Below are 21,156 nucleotides of genomic sequence, written 5' to 3'. Positions count from 1 at the left end.
GTTATATAAACGAAAAATATAGATTATTGAACAGTTAAGTTGAGAAGCAGACGATTGATGGAGGTATATAAAGTGAACAAGCAAATTCTATTGGTAGAAGACGATGAAAACTATGCGGAGAAATTACGACGAGCGATTATCCATGAAGGCTATGATGTGACATATCTGAACACGCCTATTAAGGCTGTGGCTGAATTTACTAAGAACAATTATGACTTGGTTATTTCGGATTTCTGTATGAAGGAAATGGATGGCGTCAAGTTATTGACAATTTTAAAGGAGATCAATCCTGCGATCCGCAGCATCATCTTAACAGCCTTTCCAGAAGAGGAGGTAGAGATGGATGCGATCGATATTAGTGTCGATCACTATTTGAGCAAAGATAAGAGCCTCATGATCATGCTCAAATACATTCATTACTTGTTAGAAAAAGAAGTCAGTACTGAAGCAGTCAGTTCTTACAATTTGAGTTCAACGATTGAGCAAATCACGGTTGATACAAAGAGACGGGTCGTGGAAAAGGAAAATGAGGTCGTTCCCTTAACTAAGAAGGAATATGACCTATTAGTTCTTTTTCTAAAAAATAAAGGGACAGCCTTGAGTCGTGAAGATATCGCCGAGCAGCTTTGGAGCAATGATATTGAAAATATCGACTTACGAGTGATTGACGGCCATATCAAGCGTTTAAGATCAAAGCTGTCACTTTTTAGTATTTCATCGGTTCGCGGGTATGGCTACAAATGGAGTGAATAGGCGAACAACTAAGTTTCGGGATTAAGGCAACCAAGCCTTTTTTCAAAAAAAAATTATTGGAGGAAGAATAATGAAAATGAAAAAAACTTTTGTCACTGCACTTGCGGTAACAACACTAGGCGCGATTGGTGTGGGGAGTGCGTACGCTACCGAAGTAGATAAGGGCGACACTGAAGTAGGTATCGGATTCGTAGACGCACATATTCCTGGGGAAAATGACGGAGATCTACAATTACGCTGGGTACCTAAAAAATTAGACTTCGGGAAATACAACGATGTAAACAGCAAGTACACAGAGTTCTCAGAAGCGAGCACGAATAATTATTACGTTGTAGTACGTGATACACGTAAAGATGACCAAACGGGCACAGTGAATGATACAAATACTTGGAAGGTTAATGCGAAGTTGGGCGAAATCGTGGCAACTGGGCAACCAACGAAGAAATTAACTAAGGCTCAATTATTCTTTGATTCGAAGGCTCATGGTTACGAAGGAGAAAATGATCCGAATACAGATGCAACAACGATCAAAGCTGCAGCAGGACATGCCGCTGCGAAAAACAGTACCGTACCAACAGTTAATGCGAAAACACAATTAGAGGCTGGTGGAGCGACAAAAGAATTGATGCGTCAAACTGATCAAAAGAATTCATCAGATTGGGCAGCATCGCTTGAAAATATCAAACTAGGTGTGGGCGGTAAGCAAAGTGAAAAAGGCTACTACTACTCAGGCACACTTACATGGACACTGGATGACACATTATAGTCGAGTTTAAGGATAGCGTTGTCTATCCTTAAATCAATTTCAAATTGACGGAGGTTTGTACGTTGAAAAGGATAGTTGCTAGTTTACTCGTTTTCATTTGTTTATCAATGTCGTTTTCATCAACCGTTTTTGCTGATGAAAATGAAGATAAAAAAAATCGGGACACCATGGGATTCACTGTTGAGACAGTGCTTCCTTCTAATCAGGTTGATCCATCAAGAAGTTTCTACTTTTTAAAAGTTGTTCCTGGGGAGGTTCAGCGAGTTCAATTGAAAATCACAAGCACCAGAAAAGAAGCTCGGACAGTTAAGGTATCGCTAAATGATGCGGTGACCTCTTCCGAAGCCTCGATCGACTATGGTGTCGATAAGCCAGAGCTGGATGATACCTTAAAGAATCCTGTCACGGCGATTGTTAAGGTCCCAGAGGAGTTTAAGGAAGTCACCGTTGAGAATTATGAAGAGAAAACGATTGAATTGGAAATAACTCCACCACAGGAAGCGTTCGCTGGGATCAAGCTCGGAGCGGTTCGATTGATCGGGATTCCTAACAGCAGTGAAAGCAAAAAGACCGGCTTAAAAGTAGAGACTGGCTATACCATCGGGATGGTGTTGACTGAGGATGCGACGCAATACAATTCTGGCGGCGAGCTGCATTTCAAAAATGCGGATGTTCTGCTTTCAAATGGCAGCAAGGTAGTCGGTATTTCGTTGCAAAATGATCAGCCCAAAATGATCGACCAATTAAAGATGAGTGTGAAGATTCGGAAGAAGGGCTCGGACAAGGTTCTTTATGAGAAAAAAGGCGAAGACCTTTCTGTAGCGCCGAACACGCACTTTACGTATCAGGTTCCATTAGGATTAGAAAACGTGGAAGCGGGCAAATATTCAGTAGAAATCGTCGCTCAAAATGAAGAAAAAACTTGGAAATGGACGAAAGAGGTTTCGATTACAAACGATGCGGCGAATAAATTAAACGAAGAAACCGTAGATAAGGTAATCACCCCTAGTTGGGTACCGATCGCAACGATCGTATTAGCCGCAGCTTTGCTGGTGCTAGTGATTGCTTTGATAAACCGAAATCGCTCCATCCGAAGAAAGAAGTAAAGGAGAAGATGATGAAAAAGAATAAGACATTCCTATCTTTCCTTCTTTTAATAGTATCCTTCCTGACTATTGGTGTTCAGCCATTTACCGTGAGTGCAGCTGAAGTAGACAATGCCGAAACAGAGGCAGGAATCGGTTTTAATACCAACAAGGATGAACCCACACTGCCGAGTACTAAAAAAGAAGAACCGACGCAGCCTTCGAATGTCCGCACACCAAGTGTTGTGGATGCAAGAAGTCAAACTAGAATCTACCGCAGATTGCCGCAGACAAATATGCAGCAGCAATTCTTGTTAAGTCTAGCGGGAATGCTGTTAGTTGCGTTGATTCTAATTGTAGTCACTCACAGAGATAGAAAGAAGGTGCGCCCAATTGAATAAACGTTTAACGAAGGTTTTCAGTTTTACAGTGATCGTTTTATTAGCTTTGGGTGAAAGCAGCCAGCTCGTTCAGGCTGTGACCGAGGAACCGACAGCTACAACACCAGTAAGCGAAGAGGTAGTGCCAGTACAGGAAACAATCAACTCCACTGAGTCAACTACCGCTTCAACTGAAGAAGAGACAGAAGAAACATCTTCAAGTAGTACAAAGGATTCCACTGAGTCAACAAAGGAAAGCAAGGAAAAAGCAGATACAGATAAGATCAAGCCGCAAGCTGCTAATGATCCAGTTACTATCCCTGATCCAGCCCTGTATCAATGGATTCGTGCAACCTTGAATCATTCGACCTATGGTCAGAGTATTCCTGACGGGACACCGATCACGGAAGTGCAGATGGAGATGTTAACCTCATTGACTCGTGGGTCGATCAGTGGAGATTACACAAGTATCTCTAATTTAGAAGGGCTGCAATACGCAGTTAATTTAGAAACCTTGAATTTTATCGGAAATAGCACAACTGGACGAGGAAGTGATCAATTTACCGCCTTGCCAACAGGGTTCAAAAAATTGACAAAGCTGAAGGAGCTTCTTTGTTATCATGGAGAGTTAACTGATATTGATGAGCTGAAGGATCATCCTTCACTAGAAGTCTTCTCAGCTGCACAAAACAAGTTGACTTCTTTTAAAGGACTATCTGGCTGTAAAGAACTACAGGTCATAAATGTAAATGGCTCAGAAAACAATACGTATAATCAAAACGGAGCCATTGCCAATTTTGAAGGACTAGAAAGCGCGACGAAGCTGCGAGAAATCTCCTTTAATAAATACAATGAACAGCGGGGAGATACGTTAGCAAAGCTAGGCGAAGCGGAGCCGTCCTACGTAGGATACGGACTTCAATCATTAAAAGGACTGAACTGCGCGAATTCTTTAGAGGTTCTTTCTTTGGCAGGTCATCCGGGATTGCACACATTGGACGGTCTAGAAAACTATAGCAAATTGAGCAAACTAGTGGTAACTGGCTCACCAAATTACAATGGTCGCGATTATTATTATGAAAATCCAGGCGGCGTCACTGAGCTGGTTTTTGATCCAGGCATCCATACACCGACTTATCATACACGTGGATTAAGAGGCGCCAATGCGATCACTGCTCTAAGTACGTGTACAGCACTAAGCGAAGTAAATTTATCTAATCAGGCGATTGAAGACATCAGTCCGCTTGCAGGAAAAACAGCGATTAAGGAGCTGAACCTTTCAAGCAACTTAATCCAAACATTGACTCCGCTGTTGACAACAAACAAAATAGTCAAGCTGGATGTTTCAAATAATCTGTTGCCCAATCTTTCGGGGATCGAAAATACAGATACCTTGGAGGAATTGAGATGTTCAAGTCAAAACGCTGGTGCGTCACAAATGAAAATCAATGCGTCTTCAGGTACAGCCTTTTATTTAAAAGGGCTTTTGTCGGATATTACAGCAATCAATCCTAAAAGCTTAAAGGCATTTTATTGTTATAGTAATCGCTTAGAAAATATAGATAGTCTGATAGGGGCATCGAATCTAACCCATTTAATTGCTAATAATAATCAGCTATCAGACATCAAAGGTGATCTTTCGGGCTGTACAAGTCTGCAGGAGGTAAACTTTAGCAACAATCTATTTGTTCGTTTTGAGGATATGGGATTAGAGGCTGCCAAGAATTCTTTGAAAACGCTATTTATGAAGGAGCAAGGTCTTTTTACATCGACGACATCGAATTACTTGAATACAAAAACATTGCTGGAAAAATTAGATGGGTTGAAGCAATTTACCGTAATCGAAATAATCAATATGGAGACGAATAAAGTCACAGATGCTGAAATGGTGCATATACCGGATTCCATTATTGATCTGCATATCGGTCAAAATGAATTGCAGGATAAGGCTTTTTCAACGATCAAGCCTACGACGCACACACGAATTCAAAGGATTTTTGCTAGTAATAATCATATAAGTGATATTACGCCACTCGAGAAGCTTCCAACCTTAACACGCTTATATGCTCCCGGACAAGGGATTAAGGTGCCGAAGAATGGTGGAACCGCTACTAAAAAGACGTCACCTATCGGTTATGAGATCGATGTTTTAAATACGGATGCGAGCGGCGGCTTGAGCTTCGTACAAAGTAGTGGCTGGGGAACGGCAACACCTTCTATAAAAGCGGGAACTAATATTCTAAATATTGACGATCCAAACTATGATTTGGATAGCCGTTCACCTTCAGCAGATTTTAGCTATACTGGAAACTCGGCCATAGTTGATTTTGTCTTTTCGGGAACGATTACCTTTGATGCGGATTATGATATTGCTACAGCGGCATCAGTCAAATTAGTACCTACGGATATCGATGGCAATGAAATTACTGAGATTCCGCAGGGCGGAGTGATTTATTGGCGAGCAACGGTTGACAGTAAAGACGCAAAATATTTGATGAAGCCTGATTTTAGAAATAGCCTGCAAGGTACACCGCATGCGATATTGAATCTTTATACAGAGCCGCTTGACAGTCAGGCAAGCGAATATGTAAACGGTGCTCGCGTAGAAATAGACGGGGTATATGTGCCGACACCTGCAGGTATTTGGTCAGTAGTTGATGCATTGGATAATCAGATTAATAAGGATAAAGTAGCGGTAATCACTACCGTAACAAAAGTGAACGATAACGCGACACCAGGCCAAACTGCGAATATGTATTTCAATGTTCAAGGGAAAAACTTTTCGCGAGTGGGTGAAACGAAATGGGTCACAATCAAAGCGAAAGCTCCAGAACTACTGAATTTATCAGCGCCTGAGCGTTTTGATTTTGGCAGAAAAAATGAAGCGAGTAAGAAGGCACAAACGTATAGTTTAGACACAAAGAGACATTCAGCGTCTGAACAGACGGATGGTTTCAAGGTTCGTGTGACAGATTCAATGCAAACTACCAACCGTGTAGATTGGAAGGTCGTGGGTAAATTAAGCGAGCTGACAAATTCAAAAGGAAATGCATTAAAAACAGCTGCTGTTTCGCCTAAACTAACGTTAAGTGATATCTCCTTGTACAAGATCGCAGATGCAGGTGGGGCAGAAACAGCCACTCCAATTCCTAATGGCACTAGCGGAAATCCGACTTGGCAGAAAAGTCTTGCGTTAACTGCCGGCGGATCTTCTGTAACCTTATCGGAAGCGCCCAAAGCTGATGGGGAAGGCGTTTGGGATTATCGTGTTCCATTTGATAAGGTAAAACTGGAAGTGCCGGCGAATGTAAATGGTCAAGCTGGCTATACGTTCAATGGGAAACTTACTTGGACCTTGGATGACACATTATAATTGTTCAGGCAATTGAAGAATCAAAATTAAAATCGAGTGGATGGGGATGTGCAAATGATGAAACCAATGTATTGGGTGTTTATTCTTGGGGCTATCGGAGTGATGTCTTTGATCGCTTTTGTTAGCTGCTATATAAAGGACAAAGAACTGAAGAAAGAACGTGGGTTGACGGAGAGGTTTTTAATACTGGACTGGACACTACTACTTGTTATGGTTGCCTCATTTGCTTGTGCAGTCTTTGTTTACTTGGATATTCAAAATCAAATCAACAGCTTTACATTTTAAGTGAATATTGAGGTACTTCTTTGAGTACCTCAACTATTCTTATAAAAATACCTGTAATATAACTATTATTATTTATTAAAGGCAAAGAAGGTGAATACATATGAGCCAAGTATTAATATTAACGCGAAATATTCTATCTGATGGCGATCTGCAAGAAAAATTGCAATATTTAAACTATGAAGTACTATGTTCCTCTAGTCTGCTTGACTACTTGATTCAGAACCAAGCGTATCCAGACTTGATGAACCATTTCCAATTCATTATTTTTAGTGAAACAGTATCGAATACAGAGATCAATTTTCTATTGCCGCTTTTTGAAGCGAAAAAGAACCTGCTGTTTCGAAAGGTTGGAGAAGCAACGGAGTCGGAAGAGTTAGTCACAATCAAAGAAGTTACTACGATCAATCTAGGCATGGATTCATTGCGAGAAAAGCTGATGGATTCGGCGCTTCTTCACTCGGATCATACCAGCTTCAGAAGAGCCGGAATTGATTCTAGCTTTGGGGCAAAAATCAAAATTCCAGATCAAATGTACCAACTGAATCTCTCTAAGCTGGAAGAAAAAGTCTTTAATGTGCTGTACCATTCAAATGGTAAGGTGATTACTCGGGAAGACTTATGCAACAAGGTATGGGGAACTGGAGTAACGAATTCACATTTGTCACATCTTTCATCAATCGTAAAAAAATTGCGAAAGAAAATCGAGATGGTCAACTTGTCTGAAGAGGCGATTAAAACGATTTGGGGAGAGGGCTATCAATTATCATCAGAATTCTTTGCATAATATGTAAAATGAAATGATCAAAAGTCAAATACGTCTTTTGATCATTTTTTTGTGGGCAAAATTTTGGCAGCTTATCGGTACGAGCGGGTCAAGCACTACTACTTCAAAGTGGGGTTCTTTTCATTTCCTATAATTGTAGGTAGAATAAGAGAAATCGATCATGATGGAGGGATCATATGAAAATTGTTGTATTAGACGGTCGCGCATTGAATCCAGGGGATTTAAGCTGGCAGGGTTTTGAAGAATATGGAGAAGTTGTGGTTTATGATCGGACTTCTTATACTGATAAGCAGGAAATTATTGAACGGATCGGCAATGCGGAAGCGATTCTAACAAACAAGACACCAATTGATGAAGCCGTTCTGGCAGCTGTGCCTCAATTAAAATATATTGGTGTGGTCGCGACAGGGTATAACGTTGTAGACACAGAGGCAGCTAGAAAACGAGGGATACCAGTCACAAATATTCCGGCATATGGAACCGATGCTGTGGCGCAGTCCACGTTTGCATTGTTATTGGAGATCGCGAACCAAGTAGGTCTGCACAACCAATCTGTACACCAAGGAGAGTGGCAGAAAAGCATTGATTTCACCTATTGGAAATCGCCGTTAATGGAGTTGAGAGGGAAAACATTAGGATTGATCGGTTTTGGCGAGATTGCGCAAGCAGTCGCGAAAATCGCTCATGCTTTCAATATGAATGTCATTTATTGGAATCATCGACCAAAGGAGTCGCAGGCTGAGTGGCTGCGTCAGGTTTCCTTAGAGGAGCTCTATCAACAAGCAGATATTATCAGTCTGCATGTCCCTCAAACCTCAGAGACGGAAAAAATGATCAATCAGGATGCGATCCAGCAAATGAAGGATGGAGTCATCTTGCTGAACACTGCACGCGGAGGGCTGTTGGATGAAGAAGCAGTGGCTAAAGCGTTGGATGAGGAGAAAATTTATGCAGCGGGAGTTGATGTCGTTTCGAAAGAGCCGATGACGGAAGATAACCCATTGTTAAAAGCTAAAAATTGTTTTATCACGCCTCATATTGCTTGGGCACCGCTGGAGACACGGACCCGCTTGATGGGAATCGCTGTAGATAATTTTGCGGCTTTTCTAGCTGGAAAAGAGAAAAACGTAGTAAATAAAAGAGGATAGAAGTTCAGTATTTCTGCTTAAATGATGGAAAAATGGATGAGCATTCTGATAAAAGATACCGTCTTTTTTAATGAGGCGGTATCTTTTTTGTTAAGAAAAATTGTCATAATCGGAAATTGAGACCACTTAGTCTATTTGAAAAAAATACATAAACGTTACTGACGAAGCATTGCTAAACACAGTACATAATTAATAGTTATTTTTTAAGTTGATAATCCAAATGATAAAGATAGTAAATAGTCGAAAAAGTTATTACCCAAAAGCTTTATAAAAATTTACGGATAAGAATACTTAGCTGAACCTATTTACAACCGAGTTATTTTATGTATAAAATATCGTTGTGAACGGTTACATAGTAATGATTATAAGATAGTAACTACAGACTAATGGATGGAGGATGAAATAATGAAGGAAGCAGTATTAGGGCAGAGACAAATTTTTGGTATGTTGAGAAAGAGTTTGGAGAAGCGTGTGATTCAGCGCTATGAACAAACAAGAAATGCCGCAGAGATTGTTGAGGCTGCTGTAGCTCTTCTGATTCGCGACGCACTTTCGGTTGCTGATTTTTCCTTTATGTTTCCAGAGATCATCCGCGAGATCTACTTGACTGCCAAACCTAATGATTGTTTGCGCCGTCACTGTGTCTATTTTCAGAACTATTTTTCCGATGAGGAAGAATGGCAAACGGTTATCCATCGTCTATTTAAGAATAAAGAAGAATATCATGAATTTACCAAGGAAACTTGTTTATATAGAGAATTATTAGAGAAAAAGGCCCGAGAAACGGCTGAAAAATCCGATTTTCAATTTGATCTTGTCTCGATTTTTAAAGATACGAATGGGAAACGCTACACGTGGACACTGCGAGATACAAAACGTGTTTCTCGAGGATTGGAGGGTGAGACCGCCGAAGTGTTAGAAATTTTGACTACTTTAACGATTTTCCAAGCGGCAGGAGTTCGTCGTTTTGCAGAATACGTGAAATTCAAAAGCGTTTTATCGAGTATTGATGCGTGGCACGAAGCCGATCCAGAAGAGCAGGAAGAATCGCCTGCTTTGGAGTCGCCTGAGGATAAGCAACAGATTTCAGTACGAACGGAACAAAAAGAACTGACTTCAAAGTCTTCAAATGAACGTATCAATCAAAAGCCGCTCGATCAAGGTACGGCAGATCAAGCAGACAAACTGCATTCACTTTTGGAGAATTTGCCGCTAAATGAGGGAAGTGCGAGGTCATTCGCGAATAATCCTATTGCGACAAAGAGTCCTCATATAAAGAAAACCGCTGAGAATCCGCAAGAATCGCAAACCTCCAACAGGCGGCCCGACAAAGCTGAGGAGCATAGTAAGCAAGTACCCGAGAAGAAAAGCTGGGAATATACAATCAAAAAACTACTTGGCAAGGTGTAGCTGCGTGTTTGATTTGAGGATGGTACTCCTATCCCCAATTAGAAAATAATACGCAAAAAAACGAGCACCAAAGTACTCGTCTTTACATGATTGTCATGATTTGAAGAAAAAACCAATTCTTTTTCTTCTATTTAAATAGTTGATCGATCTTATCGAAATCCTCAGTGGCTAATCGAATATCAACTGCCTTGGCATTTGCTTCGACTTGATCTGGGCGTTTTGCTCCAGGGATGACGATATCGATTTGCGGGTGCTTCATATACCACGCTAAGACTAACTGGGTAATGGTCACATCATAATTTTTCGCGATTGGTGCTAATTGGTCAACCTTTTTAATAATTTCTGCAAAGCGTTCTCCCTTGAAGTCAGGATTTTTACTGCGTAAATCACTATCTTCAAAGTGAGCTTCTTTGTCATACTTTCCTGTTAACAGGCCAGAATCTAGTGGATAGTAAGGGACAAAGCTGATATTGTTTGCTTTTAAATATGGAAATAATTCTTGCTCATGCTCTCGGTGAATCAGGCTGAAGCGTTCCTCGACGATATCGACATAGCCGTCTTGATTGGCTTCTTTTAGCTGCTCCAATGAAAAATTAGAGACTCCGATGGCACGAATTTTCCCTTCTTCTTTCAATTGATGCAAAGCAGCCACGGCTTCATTTTTCGGCGTATCTTCATCGGGAAAATGGATGTAGAAGATATCAATATAATCTGTTTGAAGTCTTTGCAGAGCAGCTTCTACGGCATTTCGCAAAAATTCTGGTGAGTTATTGAATTTGCCATCCTGCTGCATGTCATGAGCGGCTTTGGTTGCTACGATTACTCGTGAGCGGTCAAATTCCGGCTCCTGTAAAACTTCCCCGATCAATTCCTCGGAACGTCCGCGCCCATAAGAAAAAGCCGTATCCAGCAAAGTAATGCCATTGTTAATAGCGGTACGAACAACGTCTTTTCCAATTTCGTCGGTCAAATTAGGATAAAGGTTGTGTCCGCCTACCGCATTGGTACCCAAGCCAAGGGCACTCGCGTAGACTTGTGATTTTCCAACTCGTACATCAGTCATTTAATTTCCACTCCTTGTTTTTTGTTTCATTAAAGAAACGCTCATTCTTTTTCAAGTTTAAAATAAAGTATGGAAAAAAGCGACCATTCTTTTTTATTATTCAGATATAGCCTGGAAATCACTTGACTTTCGATGTTTTTTTTAGTAGCTTAAGAAGAGATAAAAACATCAATGAAATATCTATGAAGGAACCAGTAAATTACCAAAAAACGTACAGAAAGAATTGCCTTGGCTGAAAGCAATTTCGTGAGAAGTAATTGAAAGACAGTCTGGAGATGAGTGCGTGCAAAGCCGCTCCGTTACGCAAGCGTTAATTGCTAGAGAAAAAGAGGAGAACTCTTTTTAAAAATAGGTGGTACCGCGAAACTTTCGCCCTTGTTCATTCGAACAAGGGCTTTTTGTGAGTTCTGCTTTTTGCAGTTTGTTGTATTTGAACGGTAGTTTTACGTTCATAACAATATAGTGGACAAGCTGTCTAGCAGAATCGTATGCGTACGAGGATAAGCGCATTTTTCCGATTTTTGGAAAAATGAACATCCAATATTGCGAGCTAGCTTGTCAGTCACGCTTTTTGCAGTATTAACAGTGGAAATATGTATCACCATGATAAAACCTGTTTTTGCTCAGTCAGTTTAGCGTGATGATATGCGTACGAGGATAAATTCATTTTTCTGGTTTTTAGAAAAATGATTTCCATAGTACGAGCTAGCTGCTAGTTTACCAGTTTCATTTCTTACCTTAACAAGTCAGGACATTAAATACACTAATAGGAAAAAGGATGTCAGTTCTGCTTTTCGCAGTATACAAAAGTGTTTAGCTAGAACATCAAGAAAAAGCTAACTGAGGATTGCCTCACTTAGCAGAATGATATACGGCTTGACCATCAAACTTATTTTTCTGAGAAGAAAAATAAATACATTAATAGGAAAAAGGATGTCAGTTCTGCTTTTCGCAGTATGCAAAGCGTTTAGCCAGAACATCAAGAAAAAGCTAGTTGAGGATAAACACACTTAGCAGAATGATATACGGCTTGACCATCAAACTTATTTTTCTGAGAAGAAAAATAAATACATTAATAGGAAAAAGGATGTCAGTTCTGCTTTTCGCAGCATACAAAGTGTTTAGCTAGAACATCAAGAAAAGGCTAACTGAGGATAAACACACTTAGCAGAATGATATACGGCTTGACCATCAAACTTATTTTTCTGAGAAGAAAAATAAATACATTAATAGGAAAAAGGAGACCAACCATGAGTTATCAGCGACCAAAAGGGACCAATGATATTTTACCGGGAGAAAGCGAAAAATGGCAGTTTGTTGAAGAGACTGCGCGTCTAGTGTTCAACGACTATCAATATCAAGAAATTCGTACGCCGATTTTTGAGCATTACGAGGTAATTGCCCGCAGCGTAGGTGATACTACAGATATTGTTTCGAAAGAAATGTATGACTTTCACGACAAGGGAGATCGCCATGTGACCCTTCGTCCTGAAGGAACCGCACCGATTGTACGGGCATATGTTGAAAATAAATTATTTGGACCAGAATTCAAGAAGCCTTACAAGGTTTTCTATACTGGCCCAATGTTCCGTTATGAACGTCCGCAAAAAGGGCGATTGCGTCAGTTCCATCAAATCGGTGTTGAAGCCTTTGGCAGTGAGAATCCAAGCTTAGACGTGGAAATCATGGCGATGGCGATGGACTTCTTTAAACAATTAGGAATCAATCAATTGCGTCTAGTGATCAATACTTTGGGTGATAAGGAGACACGGGCGAATTATCGTCAAGCGTTGATTACTTATCTCGAAGCTCATGAAGAAGAATTGAGTGAAGATTCACGTCGTCGTTTACACGAAAATCCTTTGCGTGTGTTAGATAGCAAGGATCGCAAGGATCAGCCGATCGTTGCGGGTGCACCAAGCATTTTAGATTACTTGAGTGATTACGCAAAAGAATATTTTGAAGGTGTTACCAAGACGTTGGAATACCTGGATATTGCTTACGAAATCGATCACCGTATGGTCCGTGGATTGGATTATTACAACCACACGATCTTCGAAATCATGAGTGATGCACCGGGAATGGGTGCTCAAACAACGATTTGCGGCGGCGGTCGCTACGATGGTTTAGTTGAAGAGCTGGGTGGTCCGGAAACACCGGGTATCGGCTTTGCGATGGGAATCGAACGTATTCTATTGACTCTCGAGCAAGAGGACGTGATGATCCCGAGCGCAGCAGGTCTAGATGCTTATGTAGTAGGACTTGGTGAATCGACCAATCTGGAAGCCTTAAAGGTTGTTCAAGCGATTCGCGGATTTGGTTTTTCTGCTGATCGTGACTTTATGGGACGAAAAGCCAAAGCTCAATTCAAGACCGCTGATAAAGAAGGGGCGAAGCTTGTCTTAACATTGGGAGAAGATGAATTGGCAAAAGGTGTGATCAATGTGAAGGATTCGGCTACTAGGGAAGAAAAAGCCTTCCCATTAGCAGCTATTTATGAAGATTTCGCAGCGATCTATGATGAAATGACCATGCCAAAGCTTGACTAACTGAAATAAATCTCACCTATAAAAGGGTAGATTACTTAAATAAATGGAGGAATGAAAAAATGGCTAGACGTACAGTCTATTGCGGACGAGTGTCCGAGGAATATTTGGATCAAAAAGTGACATTAAAAGGGTGGGTACAAAAACGTCGCGATTTAGGCGGCTTAATCTTTATTGACCTGCGTGACCGCGAAGGCATCGTGCAAGTGGTCTTCAATCCGGAAGAATCAAAAACCGCTTGGGAGGTTGCGGATCAATGCCGCAGCGAATTTGTTGTGGAAATCACTGGGACAGTAATCCGTCGGGATGCCGGCTCTGTCAACAAAAAAATGGCGACAGGTGATTTTGAAGTTAAAGGGGAAGATATCACCATTTTGAACAGCGCAAAAACACCGCCGTTCTCAATTGAAGATGAACAAAATATCAGCGATGAAGTTCGCTTAAAATATCGTTACATGGATTTGCGCCGTCCAAAAATGACACAAAACTTGATGATGCGTCATCGTTTGACTCAGTCTGTGCGTCGTTTCTTGGATGACAATGATTTCTTAGATATTGAAACACCATACTTGGCGAAGTCTACACCAGAGGGCGCTCGTGATTACTTGGTGCCATCACGTGTTCATGCCGGCCATTTTTATGCGCTGCCGCAATCACCGCAAATTTTGAAGCAATTATTGATGACTGCAGGATTTGACCGCTATTATCAAATCGTTCGCTGCTTCCGTGATGAAGATTTGCGTGGCGACCGTCAACCAGAATTTACTCAGATTGATATTGAAACCAGCTTCTTAACGGCTGAAGAAATTCAAGAATATACAGAAGCGATGATCGCACAAGTCATGAAGGATGTTCGCGGTGTGGAAGTAACCTTGCCATTCCCACGAATTACCTGGGATGAAGCGATGGAACGTTACGGATCGGACAAGCCGGATACACGTTTTGACATGGAATTGATCGATGTAACAGATATCGCTGCTGCGACGGATTTCAAAGTCTTCCGTATGGCTTCAGACAATGGCGGTGTGGTTAAAGCATTGAACGCTAAAGGTGCAGCTGACAAATATTCACGTAAGGAATTGGATCGTTTGGGTCAATTTGTTGGTCAATTCGGTGCCAAAGGCTTGGCTTGGATCAAGGTTGACGAAAACGGTGAATTAACCGGACCGATCGCGAAATTCATGGGCGGCGTCAGTGAAGACTTGAAAAAAGCGACGAACGCAGAAGCGGGCGATGTGCTGATGTTTGCGGCGGATCAATTCTTAACTGCTGTGACTGCTTTAGGAGCAGTACGTGCAAAAGTCGGCAAAGAGCTTGGCTTGATCGATGAAAATCGTTTTGATTATCTATGGGTTGTTGATTGGCCTCAATTTGAGTTTGACCAAGAGTTGGGCCGTTACGTTTCTGCTCACCATCCATTTACGATGCCGATGGAAGAAGACATTGCGAACTTGAAGGAGCATCCAGAAAAAGTTTATGCGCAGGCTTATGATATCGTCTTAAACGGGTACGAGTTAGGTGGCGGGTCATTGCGTATCAATACTCGCGAGCTGCAAGAGCAAGTCTTTGAAACACTGGGCTTCACTCGTGAAAGTGCTAATGAACAATTTGGCTTCTTATTAGAAGCGTTAGATTATGGCTTCCCTCCAATCGGCGGAATTGCCCTTGGTCTGGATCGTTTTGCGATGTTGCTTGCTGGTGAAGACAATATTCGTGAAGTTATCGCCTTTCCTAAGAATGGTAAAGCAGCAGATCCTATGTCTGATGCACCAAGCACGGTTTCACCATTGCAGCTTTATGAGTTGAATATTAACGTGACTGACATCGAAGAGTAAAAAAATAAAGGATATGTTTTGACCTATTCCGTTTCAAAAATTTTCATAACTCTAAGAATATACTAAGAGAAGTGCCTGTCGCCATGGCAGGTGCTTTCTTTTTTTCATGAAAATACGTATAATGTGAGTGAAATTTTGAAATGAGGCGGACATAACATGATGAAAAAGAAGATAGAGGAGTGGCCGCACCACGATTACGCCACCCGATTATCTGTCGCAGTTGTTTATGCATTCTTAGCGGCGATTGCCGTAAACTTTTTTTACCAGCCAGGACACATCTATTCCAGCGGCGCCACGGGCTTTGCGCAAATTCTAACGACTTTGTCGCATCGCGTGATCGGCTTCACTGTACCAGTCTCCATCACGTTATTTTTGATCAATGTGCCATTATTTTTCTTAGCATGGTTTAAGATTGGTCATAAGTTTACGATTTTTACTTTCATCACAGTTTTCTTGACATCTTTCTTTATCCATATCATCCCACAGACGACCTTGACGAAAGACCCGATCATCTGTGCGATCTTCGGTGGAGCGATTATGGGTGTCGGCATTGGTTTTGCCTTGAAAAACGGTTTATCTTCTGGTGGTTTAGACATTTTGAGTATCACGATCCGCAAACGGACAGGTAGTTCCGTCGGTTCGATCTCGATTATCTTTAATGTTATCATCATGCTGATGGCCGGAATTTTATTCAGCTGGCAGTATATGTTCTACTCTGCTTTAGCGATCTTTATGAGTGGGAAGTTGACGGACGCTCTTTATACTAAGCAGCGTAAGATGCAGGTCATGATTGTGACCAAGTGTCCAGATCGTGTGGTTGCTAGTATTCAAGATCAGATGCGTCGGGGCATCACAATCATCAATGAAGCAGAAGGGGCCTATAAGCACGATAAACAGACAGTTCTGTTTACTGTTGTCACACGCTTTGAGCTGCCATTACTAGAATCAATCATGCGGGAAAATGATCCAGATGCCTTTGTGAGTATCTCAGAGAATGTACGGATCATGGGTCGGTTTTATGAAGAATCAATGGACTGAAGGCTGGGACAATTGTCTCAGCTTTTTTCGATATATTCCTTCACGCGCTTCTTTCCCCCTCGAAATGAGGGATAAGATGTTCGTATAAAGGATCATGTTCTATTTCAAAACTTTGCTACAATAGGAGAAGGAGAAGTAGCGTTCTTATTTAGGAAAAACTAGGCAGAATCAGACTTTCTCATCAAAAAGTATAGTGATTAAAACTTATTTTTTTAGGAAATGCTTTTTTTATTGAGAAAATGTTGCAGTTTGCTAAATTTATACGTATAGTTAATTTGACATTCTATAGTAAAGTTGGAAAGTAAACTTATGGGAAAAAGACTAAAACATAGTCGCTATATTACTGGTTTTGACGGGATTCGTTCCTTGGCAGTAATCGGCGTAATATTATATCACTTAATGCCTGCGCAAATGCGGGGCGGATATCTAGGAGTTCCTGTTTTTTTTGTGGTCTCAGGCTACTTAATCACGGATTTATTAGTACAGGAATGGAGGCAGACAGGGCGTATCGATATCAAGCAGTTCTATTACCGTCGAATGAAACGGTTGTATCCTGCGTTGGTTACGATGCTAGTCGGTGCTTCAGCGTACATAACATTGTTTCAGCGAAATCTTTTGAATAATTTGCGGGGCAATGTCATCAGCAGTTTGTTTTATGTAAATAACTGGTGGCAGATCAATCACGGTATGTCCTACTTTGATCGCTTTTCTGGCGAGTCTCCATTTACGCATATTTGGTCACTGGCTGTCGAGACGCAGAATTACATTTTTTGGCCGATTGTTTTTGTCCTTTTGATGAAGCTGGTGAAAAATAAGGGAAAAGTCTTTCTGGGGATACTAGGCGCGGCTCTTTTCTCAGCGATTCTGATGGCTGTCCTATTTGTACCGGGACAAGATCCTACTCGTGTTTATTATGGAACAGACACGCGGTTGTTTTCGATTCTATTAGGGGGCGCTTTGGCGTTTATTTGGCCAAGCACGCGATTGAAGGCGAAAATACCATCGCAGGCCAAGAAGATCTTGAATGGCATCGGATTAGGTTCACTAATATTGTTGATTCTAGCGTTCTTGTTTTTACGAGATGATTTATCGTTTGTTTATTATGGCGGGATGTTCTTAGTGAGTCTCTTGAGTGTGATACTAGTTGCGATCACCGCTCATCCGGGCGCCAGCTGGAATCGCTGGCTGACGAATCCAGTCTTTACTTGGATCGGAAAACGCAGCTACGGAATCTATTTATACCAGTTCCCAGTGATGATCTTTTATGAAGCAAAGGTCAATGTAGCGAATCATACGTTTCTTCATACCATCATGGAAGTTATTTTGATTCTTTTTGTCACAGAGCTGTCTTATCGCTATGTAGAAAGACCGTTACGCTCGTTCAATTATCGCCAGACTTTTGCGACGCTCAAGGAATCATTTTGGGCGCCAGTCAAGAGCCGCAGAAAAATCGGCTTCATTTTTTCCAGCTTGATTACGTTGATCGCAGTTGTAGGGGTAATCATTGCTCCGACCAATAGTGTTGATGCGAATCAGCAGGCCCTGCAAAAGCAAATCGAACAAAATAAAAAAGCTGCAAATAAAACGGAGCAGCCTCCAGTCGAGGATTCTAGCGGTACGGCTCAATCTGGTGAAGCCAGTAGCGCTGAGCAGCCGCAAAGCCTAACAGACAAGTATGATTTAAGTAATCGTGAGATCACTAAGGCTAAAAACTTGAAGGTGACGGCATTTGGCGATTCTGTTTTGTTGGCTGGTTCAAAAGGGCTGACAGAAATTTTCCCTAAAATGGTCGTTGATGGTGAAGTAGGTCGACAATTAAAGGATAGTCCGCCATTGCTGCAGGCCCTGAAGGATAAGGGCGAGTTGAGCGATACGATCTTATTAAGTCTAGGTACGAACGGAGCATTCAGTAAAGACGATTTTGCTCAAATCATGAATGTTTTGGGGAATAAGCATCAAGTCTTTATTATCAACACCCATGTTCCGACTCGTCGTTGGCAAAATGATGTGAATGCCAACTTAGAAGCGGCATCGAAGGAATATAAGAATGTTCATCTGATTGACTGGTATGATTTCAGTAATGATCATCCAGACTGGTTTTATGACGATCAGGTTCATCCGAATGATGTCGGCTCAACACATTATTGCCACTTGATTGCAAAGGAAATTTTAAAAGGTGTATAGAAAGAAAAAACGTTTTGTGAGTTCACAAAACGTTTTTTCTTTGGTTGTCTCGCAGGTATTTTTCTTTTTGTCTGCGGGGTAATTTTTTAAATGCGAATTCGGCCTTGGTCGCTTCACTGCGTGTTTCAAAGCGTTCGGCATGAATCATTTGAACGGGCCGGCGGCTTTGTGGATGGGTGTATTTTGCGCCAGTACCAGCATTGTGTTCGGTTAAGCGACGAGCTAGGTCCGTCGTGTAGCCGCCGTAAAAGCTTTTATCGTTGCAAAGTAATACGTAAAAAAATTGATCAGTTGCCATAAAGCATCTCCTGTAGATCGGCAGAGTAGCTGCCGGATTGATCATAAGTATATAATGGTGGAAGAAAACGCAGTCCTTCACTTTTGCCGTCTTTGATCCCTTCGATCAGCAGGGTATTTGCTTCTTTTCCTGGTTTGGGATAAACGAATTGGATTCTTTTGGGGGCGATGCGATTTTCGCGCAGACAATCTACAATCTCCAGAAAACGGTCGGGCCGATGAACCATCGCGAAGCGTCCATTCATTTTTAACAGCTTTGCAGAGACACTAACGACATCCTCCAAGGTTGCGTGAATCTCATGACGAGCAATTGCCAGGTGGGGATTCGGATTCTTTTGACTGGCAGGCAATTCCTTAAAATAGGGCGGATTGCAGACGACTAGGTCAGCAGAGTCCGCTCTGAAGACATCAAAGGTGTTTTTCAGGTCCAGTTCATGCATGGTCAGCTGTTCTTCTAAATTATTCAGAGCAATGCTGCGCTGCCCCATGTCAGCTAGGCGTGGCTGCAATTCGATCTGATCGATGGCCGCTGCTGTTTTACGGCTTAAAAAAAGACCGATCGCTCCGTTTCCGGCGCAAAGATCGATGATTTTCCCACGTTTGGGTACACGGGCGAAATTGGCTAATAAAACAGCATCAATGGAAAAAGAGAAGACTTCGGAACTTTGGATAATCTGGATATCCTCTGCGTAAAGTTGATCGATTCGTTCACCTTTTCTTAACAATTTCTTCTGCCCCCTTAAAAAAATCATACTGTTGTATTATACTACGTTTAGTTAGGTAACTGAAAGGAAGAAAAAATGTTTTTTAAATTTATTCGCGTAATCGCTCGAGCAATCTTAGCTGTTGTAAATGGCAATGCTCACTATCAAAATCAAGAGAAATTACCAGAAGGAAATTATATTTTGGTTGCGCCTCACCGTACCTGGTGGGACCCAGTCTACATGGCACTTGGCGCATCGCCAAAACAATTCAGTTTTTTGGCCAAAGCGGAACTATTCAAAAATCCTGTGCTGCGTTTTATTCTGGTTCATCTCAACGCTTTTCCTGTGGATCGGGATAAGCCGGGGCCTAGTGTCGTGAAGCGGCCAGTGAAGATGTTAAAGGAATCTGATAAAGGCTTGATCATGTTTCCAAGCGGAACGCGCCACTCGTCAGAATTAAAGGGCGGGATGGCTTTGATTTCTCGTCTATCGAAAAAGCCGATCGTGCCTTCTGTTTATCAAGGGCCAACGAAATTTTCGCAGTTGTTCAAACGAACACCGGTGATTATTCGTTTTGGCGATCCTATTGATATTTCAGATATCAAAAAAATGGACAAAGCAGGCTTAGCTGAAGTAGAAAGACGGGTACAAGGTGCTTTTGATCAGCTTGACCAAGAGATCAATCCAAACTATAAATATGTTGCCAAAGAAAAACGCTGATTTCTCAGCGTTTTTTCTTTATCCAAATAAGGGCATGATCCACGTCGACCAGATCCAGCTGATGGGCATCACAAGGAGCATCGCTGGTATCATGTCGGCGGTAGGAAACATCTTGACTTTAATCATGCGAAAGCCGGTCGCTAACATTAAAAATCCGCCGCAGGCTTTGAAATCCAAAATCATTGAAGGAGTAGTTAATGGAAAAATGACTGTCGCAAACAAAAATAGACCGAAGAAAATAATGAATTGTGGAATCGCAATCACAGAAACCACATAGCCGATATTGCAGGCAAAAATAGCGGCAGTAAAGAAATCTAAAATTGATTTTGCAATCAAGATCGTATGATCTCCCGTCATGCCTTCTGTCAGGCTGCCGAAAATTCCAGTTCCGCTGGCACAAAATAAGACAACGATCGTCACAAGGGTACTCAGATAATCATCGTAGGACAGCTTCAACGTTGGTTGCGGAAACTTAGCGATCGGTTTTTGCAGCAGCAGAGCCGCCCCATTGATTTTTTGATTGAATTGTAAAAGCAGCCCTAGCGAAGTTCCCAAAATGATAGCTAAGATCACGGCAGGCATATTTGCCATTTGACTGATGCTGGGAATTCCCATCGCCATCGAACACACACCGAAAATCAATGTAATCTGTTCCTTAAAATCCTCAGAGAGCAGGTGTCCTAGGAACCCGCCTAAGAGACCACCAATAATAATTGAAAATGAATTAATAATAATACCAATTGGCACACAGCTTCCTCCTTTTTTCGTTGCACTCACTTATCGTA

At 41.6% G+C, this 21,156-nt stretch carries 18 protein-coding genes and 1 other annotated feature; of the genes, 14 read left to right on the top strand and 4 right to left on the bottom strand.

Features of this window, described 5'->3' with window-relative positions; all coding sequences use genetic code 11:
* Window positions 1–72 precede the first annotated feature (72 nt).
* From JZO85_RS21045 to JZO85_RS21005, 9 genes are all read left to right on the top strand, one after another.
* Window positions 73–753, top strand: a complete 681-nt coding sequence (locus JZO85_RS21045; RefSeq protein ID WP_207110483.1) for a response regulator — start codon at window positions 73–75, stop codon at window positions 751–753.
* A gap of 70 nt (window positions 754–823) precedes the next feature.
* Window positions 824–1,519 (top strand): WxL domain-containing protein, encoded by a 696-nt coding sequence (locus JZO85_RS21040; RefSeq protein ID WP_207110482.1) that lies wholly within the window; start codon window positions 824–826, stop codon window positions 1,517–1,519.
* Between the two features lie 62 nt (window positions 1,520–1,581).
* Window positions 1,582–2,625, top strand: a complete 1,044-nt coding sequence (locus JZO85_RS21035) for a WxLIP family cell surface protein (protein WP_207110481.1) — start codon at window positions 1,582–1,584, stop codon at window positions 2,623–2,625.
* Window positions 2,626–2,636: 11 nt separating this feature from the next.
* Window positions 2,637–3,005 carry an LPXTG cell wall anchor domain-containing protein gene (locus tag JZO85_RS21030; protein WP_207110480.1) on the top strand — a complete coding sequence of 123 codons (369 nt, stop codon included), beginning with the start codon at window positions 2,637–2,639 and terminating at the stop codon, window positions 3,003–3,005.
* Window positions 2,998–6,357 carry a hypothetical protein gene (locus JZO85_RS21025; protein ID WP_207110479.1) on the top strand — a complete coding sequence of 1,120 codons (3,360 nt, stop codon included), beginning with the start codon at window positions 2,998–3,000 and terminating at the stop codon, window positions 6,355–6,357. Before JZO85_RS21030 ends, JZO85_RS21025 begins: the two co-directional genes overlap by 8 nt.
* A 54-nt stretch (window positions 6,358–6,411) precedes the next feature.
* Window positions 6,412–6,642, top strand: coding sequence for a hypothetical protein (locus tag JZO85_RS21020; RefSeq protein ID WP_207110478.1), 231 nt, complete (start codon window positions 6,412–6,414; stop codon window positions 6,640–6,642).
* 100 nt (window positions 6,643–6,742) lie between these two features.
* Window positions 6,743–7,426 carry a winged helix-turn-helix domain-containing protein gene (locus JZO85_RS21015; RefSeq protein ID WP_207110477.1) on the top strand — a complete coding sequence of 228 codons (684 nt, stop codon included), beginning with the start codon at window positions 6,743–6,745 and terminating at the stop codon, window positions 7,424–7,426.
* A 176-nt stretch (window positions 7,427–7,602) separates the two neighbouring features.
* Window positions 7,603–8,574 (top strand): D-2-hydroxyacid dehydrogenase, encoded by a 972-nt coding sequence (locus tag JZO85_RS21010; RefSeq protein ID WP_207110476.1) that lies wholly within the window; start codon window positions 7,603–7,605, stop codon window positions 8,572–8,574.
* 405 nt (window positions 8,575–8,979) lie between these two features.
* A complete protein-coding gene (locus JZO85_RS21005) occupies window positions 8,980–9,984 on the top strand; it encodes a hypothetical protein (protein ID WP_207110475.1) in 1,005 nt (334 codons plus the stop codon).
* Window positions 9,985–10,111: 127 nt separating this feature from the next.
* Here JZO85_RS21005 and JZO85_RS21000 read toward each other — a convergent pair whose 3' ends face one another.
* Window positions 10,112–11,047, bottom strand: coding sequence for an aldo/keto reductase (locus tag JZO85_RS21000; RefSeq protein WP_207110474.1), 936 nt, complete (start codon window positions 11,045–11,047; stop codon window positions 10,112–10,114).
* A 173-nt stretch (window positions 11,048–11,220) separates the two neighbouring features.
* Window positions 11,221–11,427 (top strand) — a binding site (T-box leader).
* A gap of 870 nt (window positions 11,428–12,297) precedes the next feature.
* On the opposite strand from JZO85_RS21000, the gene hisS reads away from it, so the two are divergent.
* The 4 genes from hisS (at window position 12,298) to JZO85_RS20980 (ending at window position 18,650) form a co-directional block, all read left to right on the top strand.
* Window positions 12,298–13,596, top strand: a complete 1,299-nt coding sequence (hisS, locus tag JZO85_RS20995; RefSeq protein ID WP_207110473.1) for a histidine--tRNA ligase — start codon at window positions 12,298–12,300, stop codon at window positions 13,594–13,596.
* Between the two features lie 59 nt (window positions 13,597–13,655).
* Window positions 13,656–15,428: an aspartate--tRNA ligase gene (gene aspS / locus JZO85_RS20990; protein WP_207110472.1), complete on the top strand. Its 1,773-nt coding sequence runs from the start codon at window positions 13,656–13,658 to the stop codon at window positions 15,426–15,428.
* 159 nt (window positions 15,429–15,587) lie between these two features.
* Window positions 15,588–16,466 carry a YitT family protein gene (locus JZO85_RS20985; RefSeq protein ID WP_207110533.1) on the top strand — a complete coding sequence of 293 codons (879 nt, stop codon included), beginning with the start codon at window positions 15,588–15,590 and terminating at the stop codon, window positions 16,464–16,466.
* 309 nt (window positions 16,467–16,775) lie between these two features.
* A complete protein-coding gene (locus JZO85_RS20980; protein ID WP_207110471.1) occupies window positions 16,776–18,650 on the top strand; it encodes an acyltransferase family protein in 1,875 nt (624 codons plus the stop codon).
* A 22-nt stretch (window positions 18,651–18,672) separates the two neighbouring features.
* Here the strand turns inward: JZO85_RS20980 and JZO85_RS20975 are convergent, their stop codons facing one another.
* Together JZO85_RS20975 and JZO85_RS20970 are read right to left on the bottom strand one after the other, a co-directional pair.
* Window positions 18,673–18,948, bottom strand: coding sequence for a GIY-YIG nuclease family protein (locus JZO85_RS20975; RefSeq protein WP_207110470.1), 276 nt, complete (start codon window positions 18,946–18,948; stop codon window positions 18,673–18,675).
* On the bottom strand, window positions 18,938–19,672 hold the full coding sequence (locus JZO85_RS20970) for a tRNA1(Val) (adenine(37)-N6)-methyltransferase (protein ID WP_207110469.1): 735 nt from the start codon (window positions 19,670–19,672) through the stop codon (window positions 18,938–18,940). Before JZO85_RS20970 ends, JZO85_RS20975 begins: the two co-directional genes overlap by 11 nt.
* 75 nt (window positions 19,673–19,747) lie before the next feature.
* Between JZO85_RS20970 and JZO85_RS20965 the strand changes: the two genes are divergently transcribed.
* A complete protein-coding gene (locus tag JZO85_RS20965; RefSeq protein ID WP_207110468.1) occupies window positions 19,748–20,371 on the top strand; it encodes a lysophospholipid acyltransferase family protein in 624 nt (207 codons plus the stop codon).
* An 18-nt stretch (window positions 20,372–20,389) separates the two neighbouring features.
* On the opposite strand, the gene JZO85_RS20960 is transcribed toward JZO85_RS20965, so the two are convergent.
* Complete coding sequence (locus JZO85_RS20960; RefSeq protein ID WP_207110467.1) at window positions 20,390–21,118, bottom strand: DUF554 family protein; 729 nt, start codon at window positions 21,116–21,118, stop codon at window positions 20,390–20,392.
* Window positions 21,119–21,156 lie beyond the last annotated feature (38 nt).

Source organism: Candidatus Enterococcus murrayae (genome assembly GCF_017315985.1).
Lineage (GTDB): Bacteria > Bacillota > Bacilli > Lactobacillales > Enterococcaceae > Enterococcus_A > Enterococcus_A murrayae.
Note: the sequence above shows the minus strand (reverse complement) of the source record. Positions and strands in the feature narration are given on the sequence as shown.

Bases quoted from the DNA above. Each gene is read 5' to 3' on its own strand.
- JZO85_RS21020 (WP_207110478.1), top strand. From the start codon at position 6,412: ATGATGAAACCAATGTATTGGGTGTTTATTCTTGGGGCTATCGGAGTG.
- JZO85_RS21000 (WP_207110474.1), bottom strand. From the start codon at position 11,047: ATGACTGATGTACGAGTTGGAAAATCACAAGTCTACGCGAGTGCCCTT.
- JZO85_RS21005 (WP_207110475.1), top strand. From the start codon at position 8,980: ATGAAGGAAGCAGTATTAGGGCAGAGACAAATTTTTGGTATGTTGAGA.
- JZO85_RS20965 (WP_207110468.1), top strand. From the start codon at position 19,748: ATGTTTTTTAAATTTATTCGCGTAATCGCTCGAGCAATCTTAGCTGTT.
- JZO85_RS21015 (WP_207110477.1), top strand. From the start codon at position 6,743: ATGAGCCAAGTATTAATATTAACGCGAAATATTCTATCTGATGGCGAT.
- JZO85_RS21030 (WP_207110480.1), top strand. From the start codon at position 2,637: ATGAAAAAGAATAAGACATTCCTATCTTTCCTTCTTTTAATAGTATCC.
- JZO85_RS20975 (WP_207110470.1), bottom strand. From the start codon at position 18,948: ATGGCAACTGATCAATTTTTTTACGTATTACTTTGCAACGATAAAAGC.
- aspS (WP_207110472.1), top strand. From the start codon at position 13,656: ATGGCTAGACGTACAGTCTATTGCGGACGAGTGTCCGAGGAATATTTG.
- JZO85_RS20980 (WP_207110471.1), top strand. From the start codon at position 16,776: ATGGGAAAAAGACTAAAACATAGTCGCTATATTACTGGTTTTGACGGG.
- hisS (WP_207110473.1), top strand. From the start codon at position 12,298: ATGAGTTATCAGCGACCAAAAGGGACCAATGATATTTTACCGGGAGAA.
- JZO85_RS21010 (WP_207110476.1), top strand. From the start codon at position 7,603: ATGAAAATTGTTGTATTAGACGGTCGCGCATTGAATCCAGGGGATTTA.
- JZO85_RS20985 (WP_207110533.1), top strand. From the start codon at position 15,588: ATGAAAAAGAAGATAGAGGAGTGGCCGCACCACGATTACGCCACCCGA.
- JZO85_RS21040 (WP_207110482.1), top strand. From the start codon at position 824: ATGAAAATGAAAAAAACTTTTGTCACTGCACTTGCGGTAACAACACTA.